This is a genomic window from Marinifilum fragile JCM 15579, assembly GCF_001310955.1.
GTDB lineage: Bacteria > Bacteroidota > Bacteroidia > Bacteroidales > Marinifilaceae > Marinifilum > Marinifilum fragile.
This window is the reverse complement of the sequence record NZ_BAZX01000018.1, coordinates 63,913-88,815: the sequence shown is the minus strand read 5'-3', so window position 1 is coordinate 88,815 and position 24,903 is coordinate 63,913. Positions and strand designations below refer to the sequence as shown.

Sequence of the window (24,903 nt, the reverse complement as noted above, 5' to 3'; positions counted from 1 at the left end):
TTCTTTGTCAAAATGTCAAAAGTAAGACAAATCTAGGGCGTGTAAGCCCAAACTACTTCTACTTGAAAAACATTAAGTTCGGCGCGGTGATCTTCTCAATTCTTCGAAGCTTCCCCGTCTCTCTAAATGTTTTCTGCGGATAAGCAGCTCGTACTTCCAATGCCCCAAATCCGCTATATGTCATACAGAGTCAATAAGAAGAGTTTTCTTGCAAAGTATTATTGAAAATTCATGATTACATGAGTAATGAATGACAAAAACAGCCCTGACATCTGAAACCAAACAAATGTAGACATTAAAGTCCTCAGCAAAAGCAGAGGACATAGGAAATGCTTTGTGCAGAATAAATCAATTTGCCTTGGGTTTTAACCCAAGGATTTTAAGTTAAAAACCTGCAGAAAATGTGACATTCAAAAATTTGTTGGGCCCCATAGATGAAAAAGTCGTTAAGAACAGAATTCCATGAACGAGGTACGAGAGAATATTATTTTATTCACAGAATAATTATATCTATAAGGTGTTCATGAGCTCACTTCGTTCGGTTGTTTAGACTTTGAGTCGTAATGGGTAACGAAATTTTTGACGTCTAGATCTTTTGGTTCTTTTATAGCAATGATAACCGAGCTTTGCGAGCTCATGAATGCCCGTGAAAATTATGAATGAATAAAAGAACAGCCCATCCGGCTTGAGGATAAATAAAAAAAAAACCTCTGTCTTTTAGGACCAATGGCATTAAGTTAAGGGTGAATCCTTTTGATAAACATTACCAAAATTACCCCAAACCCCTAAAGGGGCTTTTCCTGTGCGCTGTTCCCTTTAGGGAATAAAAGGGTGAGCGTGGGGCAAAATCCGCTAACTTAATGACATTGCTTTTAGGACAGAGGCTTAAGATATGGAAATTAGATTGATTAATTTCTTCTTGGACAATATGGCAATTTCACCATTTCGTAAGCGTCATGATAATTTCCTTCTACACAATCGGTAGGATCGCAACAAGTGTGACAAACTCGTTTGAACGCTCTGAATTTATGAAGCTCAACACCTGGAGCCATAAAGTCTTCTTTCACGGGTTCTTCGCGCATTAAATCCGTACTTAAGTATTTTTTGTTATCATCGGCAAATACAGTTACCACCACTGCATCAGCACCTAATTCCTCCTGAACTTTAAGTGCTCCCAAAAAGTTTGCTCCCGATGAAATACCAATTCCGATTCCCAATACAGAAGAAAGTTTTTGTGCCATAACAATTGCATCACCATCATCAACACTTACAATTTCATCCAATTTATCCAACTCTACAATAGAAGGAATAAACTCATCGGAAATTCCCTGAATTCTATGCTTTCCAACTTTATATCCAGTAGACATTGTTGGTGAATTAGATGGTTCCAAAGGATGAATTTTAATTTCAGGATTCTGCTCTTTTAGGAATTTACCAACTCCCATCACAGTTCCGCCTGTTCCAACACCTGCTACAAATGCATCAGGCACCAGGTTTCTGTATTTCAATTGCCACCACAATTCCTGAGCAGTTGTGTTGTAATGTGCTTCACAATTGTCCCAGTTGGAAAACTGACGTGGCAAAAAGGTATGCTCGTCCTCTTCGGCTAGTTTGTTCGCCATTTCAATACTTCCAAGGAATCCTCCCTCCTCTTTGCTTACCAACTGAATGTCTGCACCATAGCTTTTCATCAGGTTAATTCTTTCCTGGCTCATCCAATCGGGCATATAAATGGTAACAGGATGTCCCATAGCACGACCAATTCCTGAGAATGCTATTCCTGTATTACCGCTGGTTGCCTCGATAATACGATCACCTTCTTTTAAAGCTCCGCTCTTGTATGCTTTTTGCAAAATATGAAATGCCATTCTATCCTTAATACTACCCGTCATGTTCAGGTATTCAGCTTTGGCATAAATGGTGCGAGTTTTTCCTTTGTATGTAAACTTAATCGCTAATAAAGGCGTATTTCCGATCAAACTGGAAATGCTACAATTCTTTTGCTTAGGGGATTTGTAATCATTTTGTTAGGTTTGTTATTTAACGTGAGCTCTATGTAAAAATCGATCTCACGCTTAGTAGTTAAACATATTCAATCTTATAGGATCTCTTTATCCTTTATGTTTCTTAAAAAAGAGGCAAGCTCGTTTTAACATGTCTGAATAAATTGGCGAGCTTGCCTGCTTTGCTGAAACTTACACTTAAATTATGAAAGACCTTATTAGTTCAATTCAGCTAAATATCTTTCAGCTTCCATAGCTGCCTGACATCCAGAAGCTGCAGAAGTAATAGCCTGACGATATACAGGATCCTGAACATCACCACAAGCAAATACACCTTTAACATTTGTTTTAGGAGTTCCTGCTTCTGTTAAAATATAACCCTGCTCGTCAGTATTCACATATTTTGAGAAGACATCAGAATTTGGATGGTGTCCAATTGCCAAGAAAAATCCATCAATGGCAATCTTCACTTCCTCTTCTTCAGGAGTACCAGCTTTTTTAATCAAAGTACAACCTTCAACTCCCATGTCTCCAGTTAATTCTTTTGTATTGTGTTCGAATAATATTTCGATATTTTCTGTTTTGAAAACTCTCTCCTGCATCGCTTTCGAAGCACGCAAATGATCCTTACGTACCACCAAATACACTTTGTTACAAAGTCCGGCAAGATATGAAGCCTCTTCGCAAGCAGTATCACCACCACCCACTACGGCAACATCTTTTCCTCTATAGAAAAATCCATCACAAGTAGCACATGCCGAAACACCAGAACCTTTATATTTCTCTTCACTTTCAAGTCCTAAATACTTGGCAGTTGCTCCTGTTGCAATAATTACCGATTCAGCTTCTATTTCAGTTTTACCATCCACAGTTACTTTGTATGGTCTTTGCTCAAAATCAACATCAGTAACAATTCCCCAACGGCAATCACAACCAAATCTTTCAGCTTGCTTTTTTAGCTCTCCCATCATTACAGGACCACTAATTCCTTCCGGGTATCCAGGAAAGTTATCAATCTCAGTAGTTGTTGTTAACTGACCACCTGGTTGCAATCCTTCATAAACCACAGGATTCAAATTCGCTCTGGAAGCATAAATACCAGCGGTATAACCCGCAGGGCCTGAACCAATAATCAAACACTTTACTTTTTCAATATTATTCTCTTTCACATCCATCTTAAATCAATATTTTATCACCTGAATTTGATTAAATTTCTTCAGGTTAGCTTATGATATCTTTTTCATTTTCTCCAACATGGTTTTTAGAATTACCTCATCGGTTACTTCCATTCCTTCATTGGCAAGACGTCCAATATTTCTGATAGTCGCCTCAACATCATCATCAATAATACCATTCATTCCATTTAGCACATTGTGGTTCATTGCCAATAAAGAGGATTGAATGGCAGCACTAACACTTGCCGAAATCTTGTGTGAACATCCATATTTTGCACCATCGCAAATCATACCTGTTACACTACCAGTCATATTTTTCAAGGTCATGCCCAACTGTTGGAAATCTCCTCCCATAATGTAAGTGATTCCACATCCTGCACCAGCAGTAGAAAGCAATACTCCGCATAATGCCGACAATTGGCCTACAAATGATTTCATGTAAATCGTAGTTAGTAATGCCAAAGCCAAACCGCGCAATAATTTCTCGTGCTCTACTTCCAATTCTTCCGCTGTAACAACAACAGGAAGAGTAACGCTAATCCCCTGGTTACCACTACCACAATTCGACATCACCGGCATCGTACTACCTGCCATACGAGCATCAGAAGCAGCAGCTGTTAACATGATTGAGCGGTTCATTACATCAGAAGACAATAAACCTTTCTTGATATTCAACAACATCGATTTGCCAACCTGAAGACCATAATTTCCTCTTAAGCCCTCCTCAGCAATCGATTTGTTCAATTTGATTCCTTTTTCGATGAAACTGATCTCTGAAACATCTACACTATCTATAAAGTTGTAAATTTTTTCAAAGCTCCATTGAGAAAAGTCTGTTCCTCCTTTATCGTCAGAATTACATGCATTGCTGTAAATCACCTCACCATTTCTTTCAACGGCTACAATGTTTGTATGACGGTCTTGAATAATTACTCGACCCGTATTGTCTCCATTGTGGCAAATACACTCAATATACAATTTAGGTACATCATACTTTACATCAACTGAAACCTTTCCTTCATCGACAAAAGATTTTGCCATATCCATAACATCTTCGCTGATGCCATCCAATACTTCAAGTCCCGCTGTTGGATCGCCACCTAAAGCACCTAATGCTCCGGCAATCGTTAATCCAACCATACCCGAACCAGGTATACCTACACCCATTCCATTCTTTAAAATGTTTCCACTTACAAAGAACTCAATGCGTTCTGGTTGTAAGGTTAACACTTCGCGAGCTTTAGCTGCTGCATAAGCAACTGCAACCGGTTCTGTACATCCAAGAGCTGGAACGAATTCCTCCTTCAGCTTTTGCAAGAATACTTCTTTCATTAGTTAGAGATAAAATTAAATGTTTGTTGTTTTTTTGGGTGGTTAATTGTTGTTAGATGAAAGAACGGACCGGCCGGCCCCTTACCTCCGACCGATCCAAAACTAAACCAAAACAGACTATTGATTTTGTCTTACGATTTCTTAGGGTTCATCACTACCTCTACAGAATCGTATTTCTTAAATAATTTTTTAGCAAATTCTTCTACTTTCTTAGCACTAATGCTATTTACAAGATTATTGTAAGATTCAGTATTAATAATTGGTTCATTGTTCATTAATGATGACTGAATTACACTCAACCAAAAGCTGTTTTCTTTTACTGCTTCAGCTCTATTCTTAATGTAATTTTTCTTGATTTCTTCAAGATCAGTTTCATTAACAGTTTTTACAATGGCATCAATTTCCTGATAAACCAATTCTCTTAGTCTTTCTTGTTTTTCAGGACCACAATCGAAACTGATTGTAATACCAACATTTTCGTATGGACGCTTGCTGATTGATGGACGAACGCTAACACCATAAGTACCGCCTTCTTGCTCACGTATGGTTTCCATATATCTTTTCGAAAGCAATTCTGCAACAACTCTTGCGTACATTCTTGTTTCAAGATTGTATTTCATTTCATTTTTTAGAGAAAGGTATACAGTTGTTTTTGGTACCTGCATCTCTCTTTCAAAAATATTCTGAGATTTTCCTTCCGGCATGCGCACTTTTCTGTCAACCCAGTTTTCTTTGCGGTTCTCCGAAGAAATGCTACCAATATATTTGCGAATTAAAGGCAAATGCTTTTCCTCATCGATATTACCTACAAACAGGAACGTAAAGTCGCTTGCATCTTTAAATCTGTCCAAATAAATTTTCTTAGCCTTTTCAAAATCGATATTATTAACGAACTCTTCATTGAACATCAATGCACGTTCGTGGTGGTTAGCCATCATCTGTCCAATTGTATCTTTCAATGCTTTGCCATTGTCAGCTTTCACATTTTGAAGATTGTTCTTAATTGCTCCCATTTGTGCCTGGAATACATTTTCATCGAATCTTGGATGCTCGAAATACTGATACAATAACTGTAACATGGTTTCAAAATCCTTTGGAGAAGCTGATCCCGAGAATGTTTCAGTATATGAACCCAATGCGGGTTGCACACCTGCAATCTTACCTGTCAATTTCTTTCTCAACTGAATGGCATTGAATTCTCCTACTCCTGAGATTTTAGCCAACATTGTCGCAACATCTCCAGATTCAAGATCTTCTCTTTCAAGAAGTGAACTACCACCAAAGCTATAGGCATTGAATAAGATCTCATCTTTACTGTAATCAGTAGGAAGAACAACTACTCGTGCACCATTCTCTAATGTATATAATTTCGCATCTGTTCCTTTTACAACTGATTCCGAAGCAAATTTCTTGTCTGTTAATTCATCAGTAACAAGCGGAGCATCACCAGTTTCATCAGCATAAGCTTCAATATTTGAAGTCATTACTTTTTTAATCGATGCAAATAATTCCTCTTTTGTTGGGTATTTGATTTCTTCCTTATCAGGACCACTCAAAGCAAAAACACTGTTGTTGATATTTCCATAATTTTTCAACATTGAATTTACTTCCATTAAAGTGATAGATGGAATTGTTTTCTCTCCGAATTCCACTTCCCATTCCACTGAAGGCGCAGGATTAGCACTTAAATAATGCTCCTGGAAAGTTTGAGCCCAATCTTCATTTGAAATTTTATCTTTTCCTTGCAGATATGATTCATAACTTCTCAAGAACGAGGTTTTTACCCTTTCCAATTCTGTTTCTGTAAATCCAAAACGTTGAACTCTTGCAAATTCAGTCATGAATGTTTCGAATGCCTCAATTTCTTTATTCTCTTTTGGAGCTACATAAAGGTAATTAGCCTCTTTTGTACGACACATTCCGAAATTGCCTACGCTCATTCCCACTGCTGGACATTCTGGATTTTGCATCAACTCTTTCAAGCGGTTGTTCAACATGGTATTGAACATTCCCTGAACCAAACTCTCACGCATATAATTTTCATCACGTGTAGTATAAGCTGGCTTTCGGAAAATCCAGTTGATAGAAACTGATTTTGCCTCTTTATCTTTCGCCAATACATATTGTGTCTCCTTGCTATCTTCCACCTGGTAGTATACTCTTTCAGCAGCATTTTTAGGCATTGGAATTTTTGAGAAAAGTGCCTTTACTTTGGCTTCAATTTTCTCTACATCAAAATCACCAACTACCACTACAGCTTGGTTATCCGGACGATACCATTTCTTATAGTAATCACGCAATTGCTTGTGTTCAAAATTATCGATTACATTCAAGTCACCAATTACATCACGCTTAGCGTACTGAGAGTGATTGTACATTACCGGGCTGGTTTGAGAATTGATGCGAAAACGTGAATTTCTTCTGGTTCTCCACTCTTCGTGAATAACACCTCTCTCCGATTCAATTTCTTCTGCTTCCAATAACAAGCCACCTGACCAGTCGTGAAGAACAAGAAGAGCCGAATCGATTAAGTTTTCGTTACCAGTAGGTAGGTTACTGATATTGTATACTGTTTCATCCTGAGCTGTATAGGCATTGATATCTCTACCAAACTGAATACCATTCTTCTCAAGATAATTGATCATGTTTTTTCCTGGGAAATTTTTAAGGCCATTAAATGCCATATGCTCCAAAAAGTGAGCTAAACCATTTTGTGCATCTTCTTCCAAGATTGCACCTACGTTTTGCACAAAGTAAAGACTTGCTCTGTCTTTTGGCTCCTCATTGTGCATCACATAATAGGTCATTCCATTAGAAAGCTTACCATGCTTTACCTTAGGATTCAACGGAATTGTTGTAGTATTTTGGGCCTGGCTAAAATTACCAGAGAACAAAATCACACTCATTACGAGTAAGGATAAGAATTTCTTCATTTTGTTGTTTTTTTAGTTTTCTCAAAATCATTCCGAGAGTTCTGCCCGTCCGAGACAACAATCTTAAATGAGCATGCATAAGTAGCATGTCCTCAATTTAAAATGGTTTTTTGGTAATTGGTTTTCTAATGATAAAAGGGTGTGAGCAGGGAGTTTATAGATCAGATATTGGGGTAAAGTTCTTTACTGCCCTGCCCATAACCACTAACTAGTATTTGTTGTTGTAATTTTTGATTTTGATAGCCTTCGTTTTGCATAGACCCGATAACAGGAGGGGATTGCCTCCTATTATCAAAATCTATTTTTACTAACCATGTTTTCATTGACAATATGAAAACTCACTAACTAATCTAAACTACCTTTATATAAAAGCTCTATTTAACGTTTTGAGCTGTTACTTTTTTTTTAAAGTTTGCCTTTCCTTTATCCAGGAATTTCACAAATTTATTTACATCTAAATCGTAAGCTGTTGGTGCTGTTAAATCATTACCATTCTCATCAAGAAGCACGTAGTATGGTTGAGCATTTACATTGTACTTACGAATTTGAAGATCTGCATTTTGCTTACCAATGGTTTTCTTTTTCTTTCCATCGTATTCAGACACATACCATTCTTCTTCTGGTAATTTCTTTTTGTCATCTACATAAAGAGCAACGATAATAAAATCTTCCTGTAATCTCTTTAATACTGCAGGATCAGACCAAACATTCGCTTCCATTTCGCGACAATTTACACAACCGTGTCCTGTAAAGTCAACGAAAATTGGCTTTCCTTCACGTTTCGATGCTTCTAATGCTTCTTCATAATCGAAGTAACCTTCTAATCCATGAGGCAAATGTAAAAAGTCTGCATATTTTGCCTTGTGAGTTGCTTTATGAACTGGTCCACCACCTGCATTATCTCGTACAATTTGACTTATATTGAAATCATGAGTTGCTAAAGGAGGAGTAAAACCTGATAACATCTTTAATGGAGCTCCAAACAAACCTGGAATCATATACACAACGAATGAGAATGAAGCAATTGCCAACATCAATCGTGGTACGCTGACACTCTTCACTGGGCTATCGTGGGCAAACATTAGTTTTCCTAACAAATAGAATCCTAATAATGTAAAGATTACAATCCAGATTGCGATATATACTTCTCTATCCAAAATTCCCCAGTGGTAAGTTTGATCGGCAACACTTAAGAATTTTAAACCTAATGCCAATTCCAAGAAACCTAATACAACTTTTACTGAGTTCAACCATCCACCTGATTTAGGAAGGTTGTTCAACCATCCTGGGAAAATTGCAAACAATGTAAATGGTAATGCAAATGCCAATGAGAATCCCAACATACCTATAATTGGCATCAAAACCTCACCACCTGCTGATGCTACCAAAATTGAACCTACAATTGGACCAGTACATGAGAACGACACAAGTACCAAAGTAAATGCCATGAAGAAAGATCCCATGAAACCACCTTTATCCTCATTCGCCACTGATTTGTTTACCATCCAGCTTGGCATTGTAATTTCAAACATTCCAAAGAATGAAAAGGCAAAAATCACAAATATCAAGAAGAACAAAATATTAGGAACCCAGTGAGTACTTAGGAAGTTCGCAAAATCAGGTCCCATTACTACTGCCAAAATTGTTCCAATTATCGTGTAAATTGCAATAATAGAGAAACCATAGAAGAAAGCATTCATTCTACCTTTTGCTTTATTACCACCTCCTGAGTGCATGAAATAACTCACTGTCATAGGAATCATTGGGAATACACATGGAGTAACAATCGCAAGTAATCCACCTACAAAAGCAGCAATAAAAATTGCCCATAAGCCTTTTTTGCTTTCTTTATCATTGGTATCAGAAGAGGCATCTGCTACTACAGCTTTCTCCTTTGCTTCACCAATTTTCAAATCAAACTCGTCATCCCCCATTACACACTGTCCGGTTTCATCCGAACAAGTTTGGTATTCGAAAGTACCGGCAACATGAAGCGGCAATTCTTTTACCTTAATGGTTTGGCGCATTTCTCCTTCATTTTCGAAGTAACTTACTTCACCCTCCCAAACTTCGTCGTACTTTTTGTGAGAGTTGATTGGCTTTACTTCTCCTACTCTTTCATAGCTTGAATTCGCTGCGAATTCGAAAGTGATCAAGATTGGACCTAAATCCGCATCGAAATCGTTGGAGTAAACATGCCAGGTTTTGTCAATCGTTGCTTTAAAAACAACATCTAATTCGTCTCCTACTTTTACATCTTTTTTAGAAAACTCTACTTTCCATTTGGTAGGCTCTATCATCTGCCCGAAAGAAAGTCCACTAAAAACCATCATTAAAATGGCTAGAATTGTAATTTTACCTTTCATCTGTTTCTTTTTAGTCTTAACTGATTGCAACCTTATTTTTATCAGATTCCAACCTGTTGGGTTGATTAGTTGATTATTTTTTGATTTAACCTTCGCTTTAGAGACAACCAAAATCTCTAATTGGGTGAACGAAATAAGTAAAAAATATCGTTAATTAACGTTAATAATTAGCACATTAGCAGGCATCTAAAAAACAATCAATTATTTATATTGTTTATTTTAAAATCTGTAAACTCACTGATTATCTAGAGCTAGGAATTTCAATTACAATCCAGATTAGATAAAAATTGGCTGTAAAAAAAAATGATTTTTTTTTACTTTTTTTTCACTGATTGTTGTATTTCTACGCCAAATGCTTAAAATCTGTAAATTCAAATGCTAATATTGATTTCAAATTAATAGATATGAAGTGGTCAGATTGCTAGTTTTCGCAAACCAAAAGAGTATTAAAACCATCTCAAAATTGAATCTACTCATGTGAGATAATTGGAACTTTTTTCTGTCTGGAAATAAATCTTCCAAATAAAAGCTTCCTTGAATGTGATGTGCCTTTTTATGCCCTCTGTTACTTTTGCGAAAATCATGTTTTAATCACTGCTAAAGCAAAGAGCATTTTTGCAAACGTCACTTTTTAGTTTTTAGAAAAGGTAGAAATTAATAATACAAAAAGAGGATGTCCATTGAATTTGGACATCCTCTTCTTATATCTGCTAACGCTATCGCTTAGAAAGCATCTTTCTTACAAACATCATTACATTTGTTACATTGTACACAATCGTAATTCGAAACGTAAGAATACTTGTTCTTTCTATCTATAACAATTGCTTGCGTTGGACATGCCTTTTCGCACATACCACAATACACACAATTATCGTCTTTTATTTTTCTTGGTTTAAATGAGAAGAATGAAACCACTCCCAACAATACACCATAAGGACATAAGAAACGACAGAATGGACGTGGTACCCAATATCCCAAAACAAGAATTGCAATCAGGTACAACCAGGTTCCAATGCCAAAAGCCAACAGAAACTTAGGTTCCATAGGATGCCCCAAGATAAATGCCAAACCTTGCTCGAACCAGGTTTGTCCTGTAAAGAACAATACCTTATAGGGCTCTACCTCGCAAACAAAAAAGCATGCACTCTGAATGGCAAAATAAACTGTTGCAATTAGCATGATTGCAGGTACTACTTTTAGTGCATTATTCAGTTTTTTAGGCAACTTGATTGTCTTTTTAGACTTTTGTACCATATGCTGAACTGCTCCCAGTGGACATCCTGATGTACAAAATACACGACCGATAATTAGTGCAATAATTAAGGGAAGCATAAAAATAATCAGACTAGCCAAACCAACTTCGGCAGGAGTAATCAAGCCCATTGTAGTATTTGAAATGGCTCCAACCGGACAAACACAACCTCCACGTATAAAACCCAGGTAAGCAAATGTGATAATGGCCATTACAGTCATTGCTTTTTGTGATTTCTTTCTCCAAACCAAGAAAACACCTATTAAAAGCAATAATAACAGCACGCCCAAATCTACAAATACCATGTATTCCGGAGTTGGAAAATATTCTTTCGGAATGTAGTTGTCTTTAAACTCACGAATGTTTCCTCTACTTAAATCATCTACACTATGACAATCTTGCTCCTGAGGAGTAGGCAAAGCCATACTTGTATTTACTGAAGCCACCAAAGAAACCAGAGCAAATGCAATAATGATAATTACTCTCATATTTAATTTAAATCCTTTAAGCTCCATATTCATTCATATCATTTTCACCGTACTCCAACTCGTAAATTCCTTTAAAATCATCTTCTGGTCCGATATACAAACGATCAATTGCATCCTCAGGACAAATTCTTGCGATGTCACATGCATTACAGTTCAAACACAAATCTGGACGAATAATCAAAAACATTGATTTTGTTCCTTTATCCGTACAGGCTTCAGCACATTTACCACATCCTGTACATTTGTCATGATCGATATCATAGATAAAGTAACCATCCTTACCTCCCGAAAAATTCTTACGAGTTACTGCATCATACGGACAAACTCTTTCTCCGTCGCTCATGATCTTCTCTGAAGCAATTTGTTTGTTTTTGATGTGACCATAACAAACTACACAACATGAACATTTTTTCTGATCGTTAACCGCCTTTACTGCTGAAGGTGTGCGCACACAAGCAGTTTCACATTTACCACAATTGGTACATTTGTCTGGATTTATCTGCCAAACATATCTGGAACGTGGACCTGCAGTTTCTTCGTCCAAATGTTGACCTACAATTCTGTAAGCTATCCCTCCAAGTGCAAGAGCACAAGTGGCCCGACCAGCTTTACGCAAAAAGCTACGTCTGTCCCAATTCTTCTTTTCAGTCATATTAATAGTTAGTTTTGTGCTATTGGTTTTTTATATGGATTTGGGATCCATGATGCTGGTTTTACAAATCCTGCACTTAACATTCCTTCAGGAGATTTATCTTTTGATAAAGCCAACAAAGCTGCTTGAAAACGCATTGCATCTTCTTTCGAGATTTTCTTACGATCAATGATAACAGAACACAATGGTACTTTTTCAGTTTCTCCGATCACTCTAAAATCATCCTCGCTGGCAACATCAACAGCACAACTTGCTGACAACACATAATCAGATACGATAGCTACTTCAGCTTTTTTATCAATTAGCTCGTTAATGCATTCTAAACAACTGGCTTTATAATAGATTTTTCCAGGTTTAATGTTCAAGCTATCCAATTGATGTAAAGGAGCATGGTATTTTTCATATGCATCTTCCTGACCTGCAACCAATGTTCTTCCGTTGATATCAGCCATGGTCTTAATATCTGAATCACTTCTCACCAAGTATACACCTGTTAGCCATTGGTTATCGTACACATCAAGAATATCAGCAACCCTCTCATAACGAAGGTGATTTTCTTTCATTAGCATGAAAGCATTCCATGGTTTTGTAATTACACCATCATGAGTTTTCGCTCTTAATTGATCTTCCATCATGTATGGCTCCATATAATAAGTAATCTGCAAATCAATATTAAACTGTTCCATCAATTGCTTTTGCAATTCTTCATACTCTCTTGCAGCAATATCGTGAATACAAGCACATGCCGTTTTCTTGCAATATGTATCGTTTAATGCAAGATTAATAGTTAATACTTTCTCATTAGACGAAGGCTCACCACAACAAGGCATAAATGCTGTTTCTTCAAACCCTTCATCTTTCTTCACTTCCTTCTTAGGCTTCTCGTTACAAGCTGCAAACACACTGATCAACAATGCAATCGCAGATAATTTAATTAGTGATTTCATGTTATTTAACTTTTATATACTACATCGGATTCCCCTATCACCTGTTTTCATTCAACAGATCAAAATCCCTATACTGTTAATTTAATATTGATCAAACTTATAAAAAAAGGAACACTTTTTTGTCCAGGAAATTTAATCACCCAGTCTAAGTATTTGCCTAAATGACACTATTCCTTTAAAAATGGATGAATTGAAATTGCATTTTCTTTATTATTCATAACTCCTCTAAATAACAAAAACCTTTGTAGGTCGATTATGAGCCATTTTTCTGCAATTATAACAGCATTACCTAATAGTTTAATGTATATACTTAAAAATAAGCCCTCTTTTAACCTTAATTAACCGGCAAACAATATTATGGCTGATTTCAAATCTTTTTTTTCACCTTATTTAACCTAGATTCATTGATACCATAGCACTAGAATAAAAAACTCCTGTCTCATAAGAAGCAGGAGTAATTCTAAATAGATATAAAAAAAGACTGCCTAAAAAGACAGTCTTTCACTCCAAATATAAACTTGATTTACTTGGCAGGATAATTCAAATCAAACTCGTCATCCCCCATTACACATTGCCCTGTTTCGTCAGAACATGTTTGAAAATCAAAAGTTCCCTCAACATGCAATGGTAAACTCTTTACCTTAATTTTTTGACGCATTTCTGCAGTATCTTCGAAATAACTTACATCACCTTCCCAGATTTTGTCATATTTCTTATGAGCATTAATTGGTTTTACTTTTCCAATACGCTCGTAACTTGCGTGATCTTCAAAATCAAATTCGATTAAGATTGGGCCTAAATCCGGATCAAAATCATTTGAATACACATGCCAGCTTTTATCAATCTTAGCCTTAAAAACCACTTCGATTACATCTCCTACTTTAATGTCTTTTTTAGACAACTCCACAGTCCATTTTGCTGGTGTTAAAATTTGAGCAAATGAACCAGTTGACACACTTAACACTAGTACTAGCAGTACTGCAATTTTACTTTTCATATCCTTATTTTTTACTTGTAAAAGAGTTCGTCTCTTTAATATTAATGTTTATTCTTTCTGCATTTAAGACAATAATATTACTAAATAGGGTGAAACTAAGCTGCATTTTTTAAGCTTAATTAACCTTTTTATGTTTCTGCAAATAAAAAACCGCCTCATTAGAGACGGCTTTCACTATTCCTTATTTCACACAAAAATCGATACCAATTACTTGTTGTAATAGTTTTGAATCCCCTTAAGAGTTAAGGACAGCTCCTTACCAACAGCCTTGTATGTTTTGGTTTTAGGAGCCCCCTTGTTAACCTCAAAATAAGATTCTAGTCTAACCTTACATTTATTTTTGCCTAATGGCTCAATGTAGTAATTCACAATAAAGTATTCCACTGGATATTGTGAGTCCTCAGATCTAAAGCAAATGCGTTTAGCGGCTTCCGAAAACACTGTAATTTCTTCTCCTCTTTCGGTTCCATCGGTCATTTTTACCAAACGATATGCTTCGTAGCCGTCTCCCTCTTTCTCTACAGACTTTACAAACTCTGAATTGTATTCATCTACCTTATCCAAAACAGAAATTAATTTCCACACTTCATCAGGACTTGCATTAACAACCCCTTCTCGTTGAAGGGTTGGCGGAAGTTTTGTAGCTGCTGTCATTGCACTTTGAGCCAGCGATGCTCCAGTAGTTATTGCAAATACTGCAACTAATAAAATCAAATATCTTTTCATCTATCTATAAAATTTAATAACAGTCCCAACTACCGGGAAGGCAATTGGGACTTTCCCCATGATATACTATAATCCTAGTGGAAAATGGTTTCCAACAATTTTTCCAGTTTCTCTCCTCTTAGGTTCTTTCCAACAATTTTTCCTTCTTTGTCAAGAAGTACAATGAATGGAATACCAGAGAATTGATACTCTTTCATGATCTCCTTACCTGCCTTAGGTGCTTGTACCTGTGGCCATGGCATTTTCTCTTTGCGCATAGCGTTCATCCAGGCATTCTTGCTCTGATCAATGGAAACACTCAACATTTCCAATCCCTTGTCGTGATATTTCTCATACTCCTTTTTCAAGTGAGGAATTTCCTGACGACATGGTCCACACCAAGAAGCCCAGAAGTCGATCAATACATACTTACCACGAAAATCCTTTGGTCCATAGTTCTTTTCTCCATTCTTGGTTGGGAATGAGAAATCCGGGGCAATCTTACCTTCCATCATTCTTTCTCTGGCAGCCTTTGCTTCCGCCATTTCTCTTTTCACATCAAGCAATGGTTGATAGTTAGGATTTTTAGCTTCCAAAGTCTTAAAAATGTTAGCAATCAATTCTGCATCTTTGGTTTCGTTCAAACTTGGTAGAACTGAAAGAATTGAATTGCGGTCTGCGTAATGCTGCGCCACATAAAGCGTTCTTTCTCTTCTGTCGTCAAAAATAACATTGTATTTATTTGCAGACATTTCTTTCCATTCCTTGCTATCAGATTTTGATGCTGCATAGATCTCTTTCCCTGCTGCAATCATGTTCTGATACGCTCGGTAACCATTGTAAGAGATTAAATTCATTACCTCGTTATTTGGTCCACCTTTTACATATACATATGGAGGGTTCTTGATCTTGATTTTTGCAGTATCCTGACCACGGAAATCAATCTCCAAATCCTCATTCTCGGCCCAAAACTGAACCGATTGCCACTTTTGACAATCTAAAGTGTAAACACCTGGCTTATCTACCTTCATTTTAAACTCGTAAGTATTATCAGCCTTCAGCTCCACAGAGTCAATAATTTCCTTCTCAAAACCATTTCTTTTAATGATCTGCATTTTAAAACGGTCGTCAGGAAATTTTACTTTTCCCTTAATTGTGATTTCATTGTTTGCAGGTTGTTGTGCACAACCAAAAAGTATTACACTTACAAGTGCGATTAATATTGTTCTCATTTGATAATATTATATGATTTGTGATTATACTTTTTTAATAAAACGGAAGTCACTCCGCCTTTAACAAGCTTGGGATATAATTCCCTATTTCTTTTTTGCTGGTTTCATTCCTCCCAGTTTCATCATGGGTACAGAAATGATTTTTGTTCCGGCAGCCTCTGCAGCCTTGTCTTCCTTTTCCGATGCCATCATGGTCGATTTAGCCTCATCGGCTTTGCCTACCAACTCAAGAAGCTTAGCCTTGGTTGCCAGGTAACCAGATTTATGCTCCGAGCGAGTTTCCTTTTCAGCGGCATAGCTGGCCCATCGAAGTGCTCTTTGCAACATTTCCTTGTCGTCAGAAGCCTTAGCAATCATAGAGCAGCTGAATCGAAATATCTCAACTCACTGCCGTATTGCTTAAGGACAGCCAAATCCAAAGCAGCATCCACAACGTATGCATACTTGTTCCAGTCGTTCAAACGAGAATACTCATTCTTTAAAGCAATGGCGATTAATTCAGACGCTCTTGAGAAGTTCGAGTTTTGCAAATCCTTAATCAATGCATCAAATCCTTCCTTATCGTAGGTGCGTCCTTTTCCAGGATAGAAATAGCTGTAAGCTTCAATTTGCTTGCTGTAGGTATTGTAAATTTTTGAATCAATCTCGTCCTCTCCAACAACTTCCGCAAACTGATCTCTGTTCTTCACCATAAAACGGAATTCATCTGTCGCAGGATCATTCATGAAATATTTAATGATGTTCCAGTTTTCCTTTTTCAACAAATCTTCCTTTTTCAGTTCCGCAATATACTTCTTTGCCTTTCTGGCCTCTTCCTTATCAAGATTAGCCAAACGCAAGGAACGCAAATGTGAAAACATGAACTCACCATCGCGCTGACCAGCATCATAGGCTTTGTTAAGAGCCGCGAAGTTTTTGTCTTCCGATTGTGCCTCTTTTATGTATCCAATAAACTCATCAGCACCATAAGCACCAACTACCCTATGAATCACTTCCCCTTTGGCGTTGATCACCAAGAATGTTGGATAAGCATTGATCTTCCAACCTGGCTTTAAATCCGGTCCTTCTCCATTTTCCATATCAATCTTGAAGTTCACAAAATTGCTATTGAAATAGTCAGCCACATGATCCTGTGTAAACACATCCTTAGCCATCATTCTACAAGGCCCACACCATGAGGTATAGCAGTCGACAAAAATGAGTTTGTTCTCCTTTTTGGCCTTCTTCAATACTTTTTTCCATGACGAATGTTCAAACTCCACAGATCGGTTTTGAGCATCAACATGTCCTGACAGACAAATGGCCATTACAGCCATTGCCATTACTGTTAGTACTTTCTTCATTTGGTTCTTTTGTTTTTCAGTCATTTTAGTGTCTATTGATCACTACCAACTGTATTTAGTTGTTTTTTAAGATCTTTAAATGCATTGATATAGCCTTCGCTCAATCCATCGATTTTGATTCCCATATCGCACCAGCTAGCAGCCTCATTTCGCAAGCTTTTCTCTTTCACAGCCTTGTTCACAGGCAATGCATAATTGTAGAGAGACATGGCTCCTTTATCAATGATCCCATTATGCAGGTATTTAGAAACTGCAGCTACATAAGCAGGCCAATCACCCAATGTTCTCGATGTAGATATTGCAGAATAGGCACGAATCATTTCTTTATCTCGAACCTGATTTTCTTGCAGGTCGTTCAGGAAGGATTGCTTTCTTTCCTCATTCAAGGTATAACTTCCATTCTCCTCTTTATCGCACAATTGATTTCCCTGGCGCAAAAAGGTAAAGTAAACCTTGTCTTCCACCTCTTTCTTTCCATAGGCTCCGATAAAGCTTTCCTGATTCTTCAACAGGTATTGAAAGGCAAGATTACTGGTATTGTGAACGTACTTTTTCAGAAGGTTCCAGTTTTGCTGTTTCAGCAATTCCTCTTTATTCAAATCCTTGAAATAAGCATTCACCACTTCCACAATGATTTTCTTTTCTCCTGCAACCTCTAGCTTGTTTAAATAATCCACCACAAAATGAGGATCGGAAACTCCCATTTCACCGTATTTCTTGTGATATCCCGCAAGGGTAGCTGAACCGTCCAATGCTTCGTTGGCAAATTTCAAAAGCTCTTCTTTATTTAAGGCACCCACGCTTTTGTGAATAATGTTTTGATTTGCATCAAGAAACAAGAGAGTTGGAAATGCACTCACTCCAAACTTTTTCTTCAGTGCAATCCCCGGCTCTTTTTCCATGTCAAGCTTTACATTTACAAAGTGTTGATTGAAAAAGGCTCCCACTTCTATCTCTGTGAAAGTTGTTTTAGCCATCATTTTGCAGGGACCACACCAACTGGTATAGCAATCCACAAAAATGAGTTTGTTCTGCTTGTTTGCCACTTCTAAAACTTCCTCCCAACTAGCGTGATTGAAAGAAATTCCAGCTTTACCATCTTCATTTGAATCTGTATTTGCCTTTACACCATTCGAAACAGAGAACAGCATCATGAGCAAAACTATTGTGAGTTTTGTATACATTCTTGAATTAATTTGGGAATACAATAGCCTATTGTCAGGAGATGTTGCAGGAATACCTGCAAACATCTCATCACAATAAAACTTGACTATAAAATAAGGTTGAGAGACCAAAGTGTTTTGGTCAGATTATCATCTACAAATAGCCTGGGTTCTGCTCCAGACTGCCTTTGGTAATGTCAATTTCACTTTTAGGAATTGGCAAAACATATCGATTCTCAGGCAAATCTTTATCCTGAAGCTTACGTCCCGTTCTGATTAGATCGTAACGATGCAAGCCTTCAAAACAAAGCTCTTTCTCGCGTTCCAGCAAAATGCGATCGATCAGTTCATCTGCAGTAGCAAAGTCACCAAGCACATAATCCGTATAGCTAAGGTCGGCACGTCCAGCAATCTCATTCAGCAAATCAACAGCCTCTTGAGTAAGACCAGAAGTTCTAACCAACGCTTCAGCTCTTGTCAGATACATTTCCGACAATCGAATCATTGGAATGTTATCTCTGCTATCTGAATTATTAAACTTTGAAGTTGTGAACTTTGTAGGATGCTGTCCGTTTGCTCCCTCATATCCTTTCCATATCAAAGTAGTTTTTCTTTGATCAGTATCGGAATATTTACTTATAAATTCCTCAGGAACATAGTAGGAAACCTTGCTGTAATAAGAAAAGAAATGAGTTCCATACTGGTGGTCTCCATTATTAAACGTTAAAGGAATGGCATAAATAAATTCCTTATCCAAGTTAACATCGTAACCACTACTTAATGGGAAAACAGATCGAAGGTTGCTATTCAAAGCATAGTTCACATTGCCAATCAAAAGATTTGCTTCACTGGCAGCCTTTTCATAGTCACCCTTGTACAAATAAACTCTTGACAATAACGCATGAACACTTCCTTTGGTTGCACGTGCACGAGTCTCCAAATCATCTTCGTATGCTTCTTGAAGATCGACCAAAGCTTCAGTAAGGTCTTTTATTATTTGTGCATAAACTTCGCCTACCGAAGAACGAGTCAAGGAATTAGCCGCATCATATCTGGTTCCTTCGTAAGGTGTCAATTGTAAAGGCAATCCCAATCCATCCATATTCCCGGTTAAGGCACCATCGCCAAAAAGTTTGAGCAGCACAAGGTAATTGTAAGCCCTAAGAAACTTAGCCTCTGCAATGTGTTGTAATTCCAAATCCTCATTATAGGTTCCCAGCTTGGGAATCGACTCTATCATGACATTGGCAACGTTTATGGTAGAATAGCAATCTGCCCAGATAGATTTAGAGGTAGAATTATCAACAGGAAGCTCCCCATTAATTACTATCTGATAATAAGAATTACTCACCACCAACAGATCTGTTGTAAAATCGCCAATGGTATAAGCCGCTCCATTATTTGCTTCGTATGTTTTGTTGTAAACATCCATTAGTGCAGACTCTGCAGAACTTGCAGACTGAAAAACTTCAGTTTCTACGGTTGTATCTTCAGGAGCCAGGTCAAGCTGTTTATTACAAGCTGTATAAACAAGGCCAGAAGCTACAAACGCAAATGCATATATTGTATTATTTATCTTCTTCATGTCTCTTACTATTTTAGCCCAACTTTTATTCCTATCTGAATTGATTTCTGCTGAGGTATGGTTAGCTCATCATTGCCGGCATATACCGCAGAAGAACCAAAACTACTCACTTCCGGATCTGGTCCCGAATACTTTGTCCAGGTAGCTAAGTTAGATCCTTTTACATACAGAACCAAACTTCTTAAGCCAAAGCGACTGATACGCTCAGGATTGAATCGATAGGAAAGAGATACGTTTTTCAAACGAACAAAGGATCCATCTTCCAGGAATCGATCTGTCTGACGACTCACAGTATAATCAATGCCTTTTCCTGTATTTGAAAGGTTATTCTTTTTAGGAATGTCGGTTTGATGACCAGCAATAATCCATTCATCCAAAATATCAGTACTTAGGTTCTGATACTTATCATCTGAATAAGTCAGTAGCTCAGCCCTACTTCCATTCATGATTTTTCCACCATAAGAAAAGGAAAGAAGGGTGTTCAATTCAAAGTTCTTATAGGAAAATACGTTGGTGATCCCCCCAGTGATTTCAGGCAATCTATCCCCCATCACAAACTTGTTCTCGTAATTCTCTACATCACTGTTTTCTCTTGCGTATTTTTCAGGAGCCAAAGTACTGATAGTACCGTCAGCATAACTCCAAAGCGGGTTTCCTGTTAATGGATCAACAGAATGCCAATCGTAAAGGAACCATGCTGTCGCCGATTCTCCAACTTTATAATAGGCATAACCAATTTCGGGACCTCCTGCTACATAACCATCTAAATTCAGTTTGGTTACTTCATTTGTATTGCGCGCCAGGTTCAGGTTGGTACTCCATTTAAATTCTTTGTTAACATTCAATGTACTTAGGCTAATTTCATACCCCTTATTGGTCATGTCAACCAGATTCTGCTGCTGTCCACTGTATCCTGTATAAAGAGGAACAGACGAACGAATCAGCATATCGATACTTTTCTTTTGATAATAATCGAATGACACCTGAACTTTTGATCCAAACAGACTCATGTCAAGCCCCAAGTCCAAAGTTTGTGTTTTTTCCCATTTCAAGTCTGGATTACTAGGCTGTTCAACTTCAAGGATGTTCTTCTTTCCATAGATATTGGCGTTATCTTTCTGAACATACTGTCCCTGATGTCCATAGTAACCACCCGAACCAGAAATACCACTAAAACCAAGACTTGCCCTTAATTTCATATCGTCAAGCCAGGTGTAAGCTTCCATGAATTGTTCTTTTGAGATTCTCCATCCTGCAGAAAAAGAAGGAAAGCCTACATATCGCTCATTCTTATTAAAACGTGATGAACCATCGACACGATAAGTCACACCAGCCAGGTATTTATCCTTCCAACGATAGTTCATTCTGGCAAAGAAGGAAACCATAGCCCATTCCTGCAGAGAAGCTCCATCAACATGGGTTGTATTAGCTTGACCAATACTAAGCACATTATTGGTTGGAAAATCAGAAGCCGATATTCTTACGTAATCTTCCTTGGAAGCTTCAAAACTTTGTCCAATAACTCCATTAAATACATGTTCACCAAGCTCCTTGTATATGGTAGCAGTATTGTTGATCACATATTTCATGTTCTGAATGGTGGTTTGGCTTGCACTCCCACCTTCCAAAATTGGAGAAGCATCATAAGACAGGTTTCTGTTATAAGCTTTCGAAGCCATAAAATCAACGCCAAACTCCGATCGCAAGGTCAACCATGAAAGTGCTTTATATTCCGCATACAGATTTCCGATCACACGCTTATCCTGAACAAAGTTGATGTCATCTTTCGCTTTTGCAATTGGGTTGAAATAATTTCCTTTACTATTGATGAAGTTATAATTCTCATTTTCATCTCTTATCGCTACATTAGGAGCAGCTATCAGTGAGTTTCTATATACCTGACCTGAATTCAAAGAGTTATTATCGGTATATGAAATGGTAACGTTGTTCCCGAATCTCAACTTTTCACTCGATTTATACTCATAGTTAATACGGGCCGTATATCTTTTAAAATCATTATTGATCACATAGGAGTCCTGATCAAGATAGGACAAGGAAAGGAAGTATTTGCTTTTTTCAGTTCCTGCTGACACCGTGGCCGAAACATTATAGGTTTTAGCTATGCGTGTCGCTTCATCAGTCCAATCAGTGTTGATCCCCTTCTTGAAGTTCTTATCCTTATAGGCATTGTAAAAATCAACATACTGATCGCCATTCAACACATCAGGAACACCAACTGGAGTAGCCAAGGAAGTAGAAATATTGAAATCCACTTTCGGAGCACCTTTTTTCCCTTTTTTCGTTGTAATCAGAATTACACCGGCAGCACCACGTGATCCGTAAATCGCAGTAGCGTATGCATCCTTCAGGATCTCGATAGATTCAATATCATCCATATTCAAGTTAGCCAAAGGATTACGCTCAAATTCGGAATTCGAACTAATCTGCCCTGCGGCACCATTTCCTCCGATTGAAACAGCAGCTACCGAACCAGACTGAAATGAGGTAGACGAATAACCTCCGGCACCATATACAGGAACCCCATCGATAATAAAAAGAGGGTTATTATCTGAAGCCAAAGAGGTAATACCACGAATGGTAATGGCAGTAGCACTACCAGGAGTTCCACTACTGGAATTAATCTGAACCCCTGCAACCTGTCCTGCCAAAGCATTATCGATACTTAAAGCTGGCTGTTCCAACGCTTGTACATCAATAGAGGTAACTGCTCCTGTTAAATCTCGACGCTCCTGAACGCCATAACCGATTACAGCAATCTCTTTTAATGATACATTATCAGTTTTCAGTGCAATGTGATAATGTAATTTATCGGTAATCTTTATTTCCTGAGAGATAAAGCCAATAGAAGAAATCAAAAGAATGTCTCCTACATTGGCGTAAATTGAAAATTTACCATCGAAATCGACAGCGGCACCATTGGTGGTCCCTTTTACAATTACTGTTGCCCCAATTGCGGGCGATTGATCGGAACTGCACAATACAGTTCCAGTTATATGTTTTGCCTTTAGTTCTTGTGGCTTATAGGTTTGTGCTTGTACATTTGTTCCAATCATCAAGACCATAAAAGACAAGAACATGACTAATATCTTGTTCATATTCATGAGTTTTACTACATGTCCTCCGAGTTTCACCTGATCACTATTCAGGTGTTCACTCTATTGAATTCAAACATCCATTTTCATGCTTACAACCAACAATCTGCCAATTGTTAGTTAATGTTTGTTGTTTAATTTGAGAGTCTCATCTCAATGACGAGACTCTCAGTAATTCTTAGTTTAAAGTTCCTGTCCAAACATCTTTCAATACTGGAGTTGCACCGTCAACAGCTGCACCTTTACCACCAACAATCATTAGGTTGTTTCCATCCTGAATTAATGAATGTCCATATCTTGCTTCAAAATCAATAACACCTTCAGTCATTTGTGTCCAGTTTACACCGCCATCTTCTGATACCCAAGTATCATTAGCAGCTTCAGCAACCTGAGCGCTACCATCCATTTCACCAGTAACCACTTTACCACCTACAACAAAGATTCTTCCTGCATACTCATAAGCAACAAACTGCGAACGAGCAGTAAATGGAGTTGCCACCTCAACTTTTGTCCAGGTAGCACCATCTGCTGACTTATAACTTCATTGTTGTACTGAGTTGGATATTTTGACTCTCCACCAATTAAGTACAATTCGTTGTTGTACACCAATAACTGACCTCTAAAACGAGGAGTGAAATCATCACCAAGGTTGGTTTCCAATTGAGTCCAGTTTACACCACCATCAACCGATTTCCATACATCATTAATAGGACCTGATGGACTTCCATATGCCAAAGTAGAACCACCTACCAAGTACAAATCGCCATTCATGTTGGCAACCATAGGCTCAGTTCTTGCAGAAAATTTGTTCTCAGCAGCAGTCTCTGCAGCGACATCCGTCCAGTTTTCACCATCAGCTGAAGAATAAACAGAAGCTTTTGCTTGACCAGTACTCCAGTCAGACCAATCCATTAAAGTGTGACCACCAATCAATAAGATGTTGTCATTGTATTTTACGGCCGCATAACCAACACCAACTCCTTCAGCTAAGAAATTATCATTAGCCACAGTCCAAATAGCACCATCTTCAGAAGAATACAAGCTATAAGTATAATCTGTTGACTCTCCACCAGAGATGAAATACTTACCACCTACTTTAAATGCATGGGTATAATCGTAGTTTGGGAAACCAGCATCTGCTGTTTGCTTTGTCCATGCAGAAATCTCTGTTGCTACATTTACTCTAACAGTATAAGTTTTCGCTGTTGTACCGTCTTCAGCAACTACCTTATACACTACATCTGAAGAAAAATCCTGCTCAGACTGACCGCTTATCTGCTCAACATCGTTCACCAAAACAGTTGAAAAAGGTGCCGAAGTAAATACAGGCTGTAAAGAAGAACAGTCGAATCCATAAGGCAATGCGGACTCATTGGTAATGGTACCATCAGCACCAATCACAAAATCATAATTGCTGATTATATCCTCATTAAATTCAAAAGATAAAAAACCAGTAAGGTTACTTAATTTTTCATCATCACTACATGAGCTTAACGCTCCACTACATACCATTGCAAACAACAGCATTACTACACTCCAAGGGTTTCTTAAAACTTTCATAAAATTTTAATTTTAGGTTATTAATTGAGTTTATTCAAAACACATTCTTCGACCATT

18 protein-coding genes are annotated in these 24,903 nt (G+C 37.6%); all 18 read right to left on the bottom strand.

The features are described 5' to 3' along the window. Positions 1–908 precede the first annotated feature (908 nt). The 18 genes from JCM15579_RS13500 to JCM15579_RS13415 all read right to left on the bottom strand — a co-directional run bounded on the left by JCM15579_RS13500 (position 909) and on the right by JCM15579_RS13415 (position 24,846). The gene (locus JCM15579_RS13500) at positions 909–1,979 is read right to left on the bottom strand and encodes a PLP-dependent cysteine synthase family protein (protein ID WP_218186173.1); all 1,071 of its coding nucleotides are present in this window, start codon (positions 1,977–1,979) and stop codon (positions 909–911) included. Between the two features lie 242 nt (positions 1,980–2,221). Continuing rightward, the gene (gene trxB, locus JCM15579_RS13495) at positions 2,222–3,178 is read right to left on the bottom strand and encodes a thioredoxin-disulfide reductase (protein WP_218186172.1); all 957 of its coding nucleotides are present in this window, start codon (positions 3,176–3,178) and stop codon (positions 2,222–2,224) included. A gap of 51 nt (positions 3,179–3,229) precedes the next feature. Further along, on the bottom strand, positions 3,230–4,510 hold the full coding sequence (locus JCM15579_RS13490; protein WP_054720984.1) for an L-cysteine desulfidase family protein: 1,281 nt from the start codon (positions 4,508–4,510) through the stop codon (positions 3,230–3,232). Between the two features lie 131 nt (positions 4,511–4,641). Then, positions 4,642–7,443 (bottom strand): M16 family metallopeptidase, encoded by a 2,802-nt coding sequence (locus tag JCM15579_RS13485; protein ID WP_054720983.1) that lies wholly within the window; start codon positions 7,441–7,443, stop codon positions 4,642–4,644. Positions 7,444–7,817: 374 nt separating this feature from the next. Next, positions 7,818–9,809: a protein-disulfide reductase DsbD family protein gene (locus tag JCM15579_RS13480; protein WP_054720982.1), complete on the bottom strand. Its 1,992-nt coding sequence runs from the start codon at positions 9,807–9,809 to the stop codon at positions 7,818–7,820. Between the two features lie 723 nt (positions 9,810–10,532). Next, positions 10,533–11,582, bottom strand: a complete 1,050-nt coding sequence (locus tag JCM15579_RS13475; protein WP_054720981.1) for a 4Fe-4S binding protein — start codon at positions 11,580–11,582, stop codon at positions 10,533–10,535. Further along, positions 11,566–12,201 carry a 4Fe-4S dicluster domain-containing protein gene (locus JCM15579_RS13470; protein WP_054720980.1) on the bottom strand — a complete coding sequence of 212 codons (636 nt, stop codon included), beginning with the start codon at positions 12,199–12,201 and terminating at the stop codon, positions 11,566–11,568. Before JCM15579_RS13470 ends, JCM15579_RS13475 begins: the two co-directional genes overlap by 17 nt. A gap of 8 nt (positions 12,202–12,209) precedes the next feature. Beyond that, positions 12,210–13,148, bottom strand: a complete 939-nt coding sequence (locus tag JCM15579_RS13465; RefSeq protein WP_054720979.1) for a phosphate/phosphite/phosphonate ABC transporter substrate-binding protein — start codon at positions 13,146–13,148, stop codon at positions 12,210–12,212. A 523-nt stretch (positions 13,149–13,671) separates the two neighbouring features. Next, positions 13,672–14,145, bottom strand: a complete 474-nt coding sequence (locus JCM15579_RS13460) for a protein-disulfide reductase DsbD domain-containing protein (RefSeq protein ID WP_054720978.1) — start codon at positions 14,143–14,145, stop codon at positions 13,672–13,674. Positions 14,146–14,352: 207 nt separating this feature from the next. After that, positions 14,353–14,871, bottom strand: a complete 519-nt coding sequence (locus JCM15579_RS13455; protein ID WP_054720977.1) for an SRPBCC family protein — start codon at positions 14,869–14,871, stop codon at positions 14,353–14,355. A 74-nt stretch (positions 14,872–14,945) separates the two neighbouring features. Beyond that, on the bottom strand, positions 14,946–16,082 hold the full coding sequence (locus JCM15579_RS13450) for a TlpA disulfide reductase family protein (protein ID WP_054720976.1): 1,137 nt from the start codon (positions 16,080–16,082) through the stop codon (positions 14,946–14,948). An 84-nt stretch (positions 16,083–16,166) separates the two neighbouring features. Beyond that, the gene (locus JCM15579_RS13445; protein ID WP_054720975.1) at positions 16,167–16,439 is read right to left on the bottom strand and encodes a hypothetical protein; all 273 of its coding nucleotides are present in this window, start codon (positions 16,437–16,439) and stop codon (positions 16,167–16,169) included. Further along, on the bottom strand, positions 16,436–17,425 hold the full coding sequence (locus JCM15579_RS13440) for a thioredoxin family protein (protein WP_172677438.1): 990 nt from the start codon (positions 17,423–17,425) through the stop codon (positions 16,436–16,438). The genes JCM15579_RS13445 and JCM15579_RS13440 overlap by 4 nt, the downstream gene beginning before the upstream one ends. Before the next feature lie 32 nt (positions 17,426–17,457). After that, complete coding sequence (locus JCM15579_RS13435; RefSeq protein ID WP_054720973.1) at positions 17,458–18,579, bottom strand: thioredoxin family protein; 1,122 nt, start codon at positions 18,577–18,579, stop codon at positions 17,458–17,460. A gap of 163 nt (positions 18,580–18,742) precedes the next feature. Continuing rightward, positions 18,743–20,173 carry a RagB/SusD family nutrient uptake outer membrane protein gene (locus JCM15579_RS13430; protein ID WP_054720972.1) on the bottom strand — a complete coding sequence of 477 codons (1,431 nt, stop codon included), beginning with the start codon at positions 20,171–20,173 and terminating at the stop codon, positions 18,743–18,745. An 8-nt stretch (positions 20,174–20,181) separates the two neighbouring features. Next, positions 20,182–23,289: a SusC/RagA family TonB-linked outer membrane protein gene (locus JCM15579_RS13425; RefSeq protein ID WP_172677437.1), complete on the bottom strand. Its 3,108-nt coding sequence runs from the start codon at positions 23,287–23,289 to the stop codon at positions 20,182–20,184. 175 nt (positions 23,290–23,464) lie between these two features. Next, entirely contained in the window at positions 23,465–23,785 is a 321-nt protein-coding gene (locus tag JCM15579_RS13420) for a Kelch repeat-containing protein (protein WP_054720968.1), read from the bottom strand. Then, positions 23,716–24,846 carry a DUF6242 domain-containing protein gene (locus JCM15579_RS13415; RefSeq protein ID WP_054720966.1) on the bottom strand — a complete coding sequence of 377 codons (1,131 nt, stop codon included), beginning with the start codon at positions 24,844–24,846 and terminating at the stop codon, positions 23,716–23,718. Before JCM15579_RS13415 ends, JCM15579_RS13420 begins: the two co-directional genes overlap by 70 nt. Between the last annotated feature and the right edge of the window lie 57 nt (positions 24,847–24,903).

Excerpts from the sequence above, each read along its gene's own strand:
- trxB (WP_218186172.1), bottom strand. The coding sequence starts at position 3,178 with ATGGATGTGAAAGAGAATAATATTGAAAAAGTAAAGTGTTTGATTATT.
- JCM15579_RS13490 (WP_054720984.1), bottom strand. The coding sequence starts at position 4,510 with ATGAAAGAAGTATTCTTGCAAAAGCTGAAGGAGGAATTCGTTCCAGCT.
- JCM15579_RS13485 (WP_054720983.1), bottom strand. The coding sequence starts at position 7,443 with ATGAAGAAATTCTTATCCTTACTCGTAATGAGTGTGATTTTGTTCTCT.
- JCM15579_RS13480 (WP_054720982.1), bottom strand. The coding sequence starts at position 9,809 with ATGAAAGGTAAAATTACAATTCTAGCCATTTTAATGATGGTTTTTAGT.
- JCM15579_RS13475 (WP_054720981.1), bottom strand. The coding sequence starts at position 11,582 with ATGAATATGGAGCTTAAAGGATTTAAATTAAATATGAGAGTAATTATC.
- JCM15579_RS13470 (WP_054720980.1), bottom strand. The coding sequence starts at position 12,201 with ATGACTGAAAAGAAGAATTGGGACAGACGTAGCTTTTTGCGTAAAGCT.
- JCM15579_RS13465 (WP_054720979.1), bottom strand. The coding sequence starts at position 13,148 with ATGAAATCACTAATTAAATTATCTGCGATTGCATTGTTGATCAGTGTG.
- JCM15579_RS13460 (WP_054720978.1), bottom strand. The coding sequence starts at position 14,145 with ATGAAAAGTAAAATTGCAGTACTGCTAGTACTAGTGTTAAGTGTGTCA.
- JCM15579_RS13455 (WP_054720977.1), bottom strand. The coding sequence starts at position 14,871 with ATGAAAAGATATTTGATTTTATTAGTTGCAGTATTTGCAATAACTACT.
- JCM15579_RS13450 (WP_054720976.1), bottom strand. The coding sequence starts at position 16,082 with ATGAGAACAATATTAATCGCACTTGTAAGTGTAATACTTTTTGGTTGT.
- JCM15579_RS13445 (WP_054720975.1), bottom strand. The coding sequence starts at position 16,439 with ATGATTGCTAAGGCTTCTGACGACAAGGAAATGTTGCAAAGAGCACTT.
- JCM15579_RS13440 (WP_172677438.1), bottom strand. The coding sequence starts at position 17,425 with ATGAAGAAAGTACTAACAGTAATGGCAATGGCTGTAATGGCCATTTGT.
- JCM15579_RS13435 (WP_054720973.1), bottom strand. The coding sequence starts at position 18,579 with ATGATGCTGTTCTCTGTTTCGAATGGTGTAAAGGCAAATACAGATTCA.
- JCM15579_RS13430 (WP_054720972.1), bottom strand. The coding sequence starts at position 20,173 with ATGAAGAAGATAAATAATACAATATATGCATTTGCGTTTGTAGCTTCT.
- JCM15579_RS13425 (WP_172677437.1), bottom strand. The coding sequence starts at position 23,289 with ATGAACAAGATATTAGTCATGTTCTTGTCTTTTATGGTCTTGATGATT.
- JCM15579_RS13415 (WP_054720966.1), bottom strand. The coding sequence starts at position 24,846 with ATGAAAGTTTTAAGAAACCCTTGGAGTGTAGTAATGCTGTTGTTTGCA.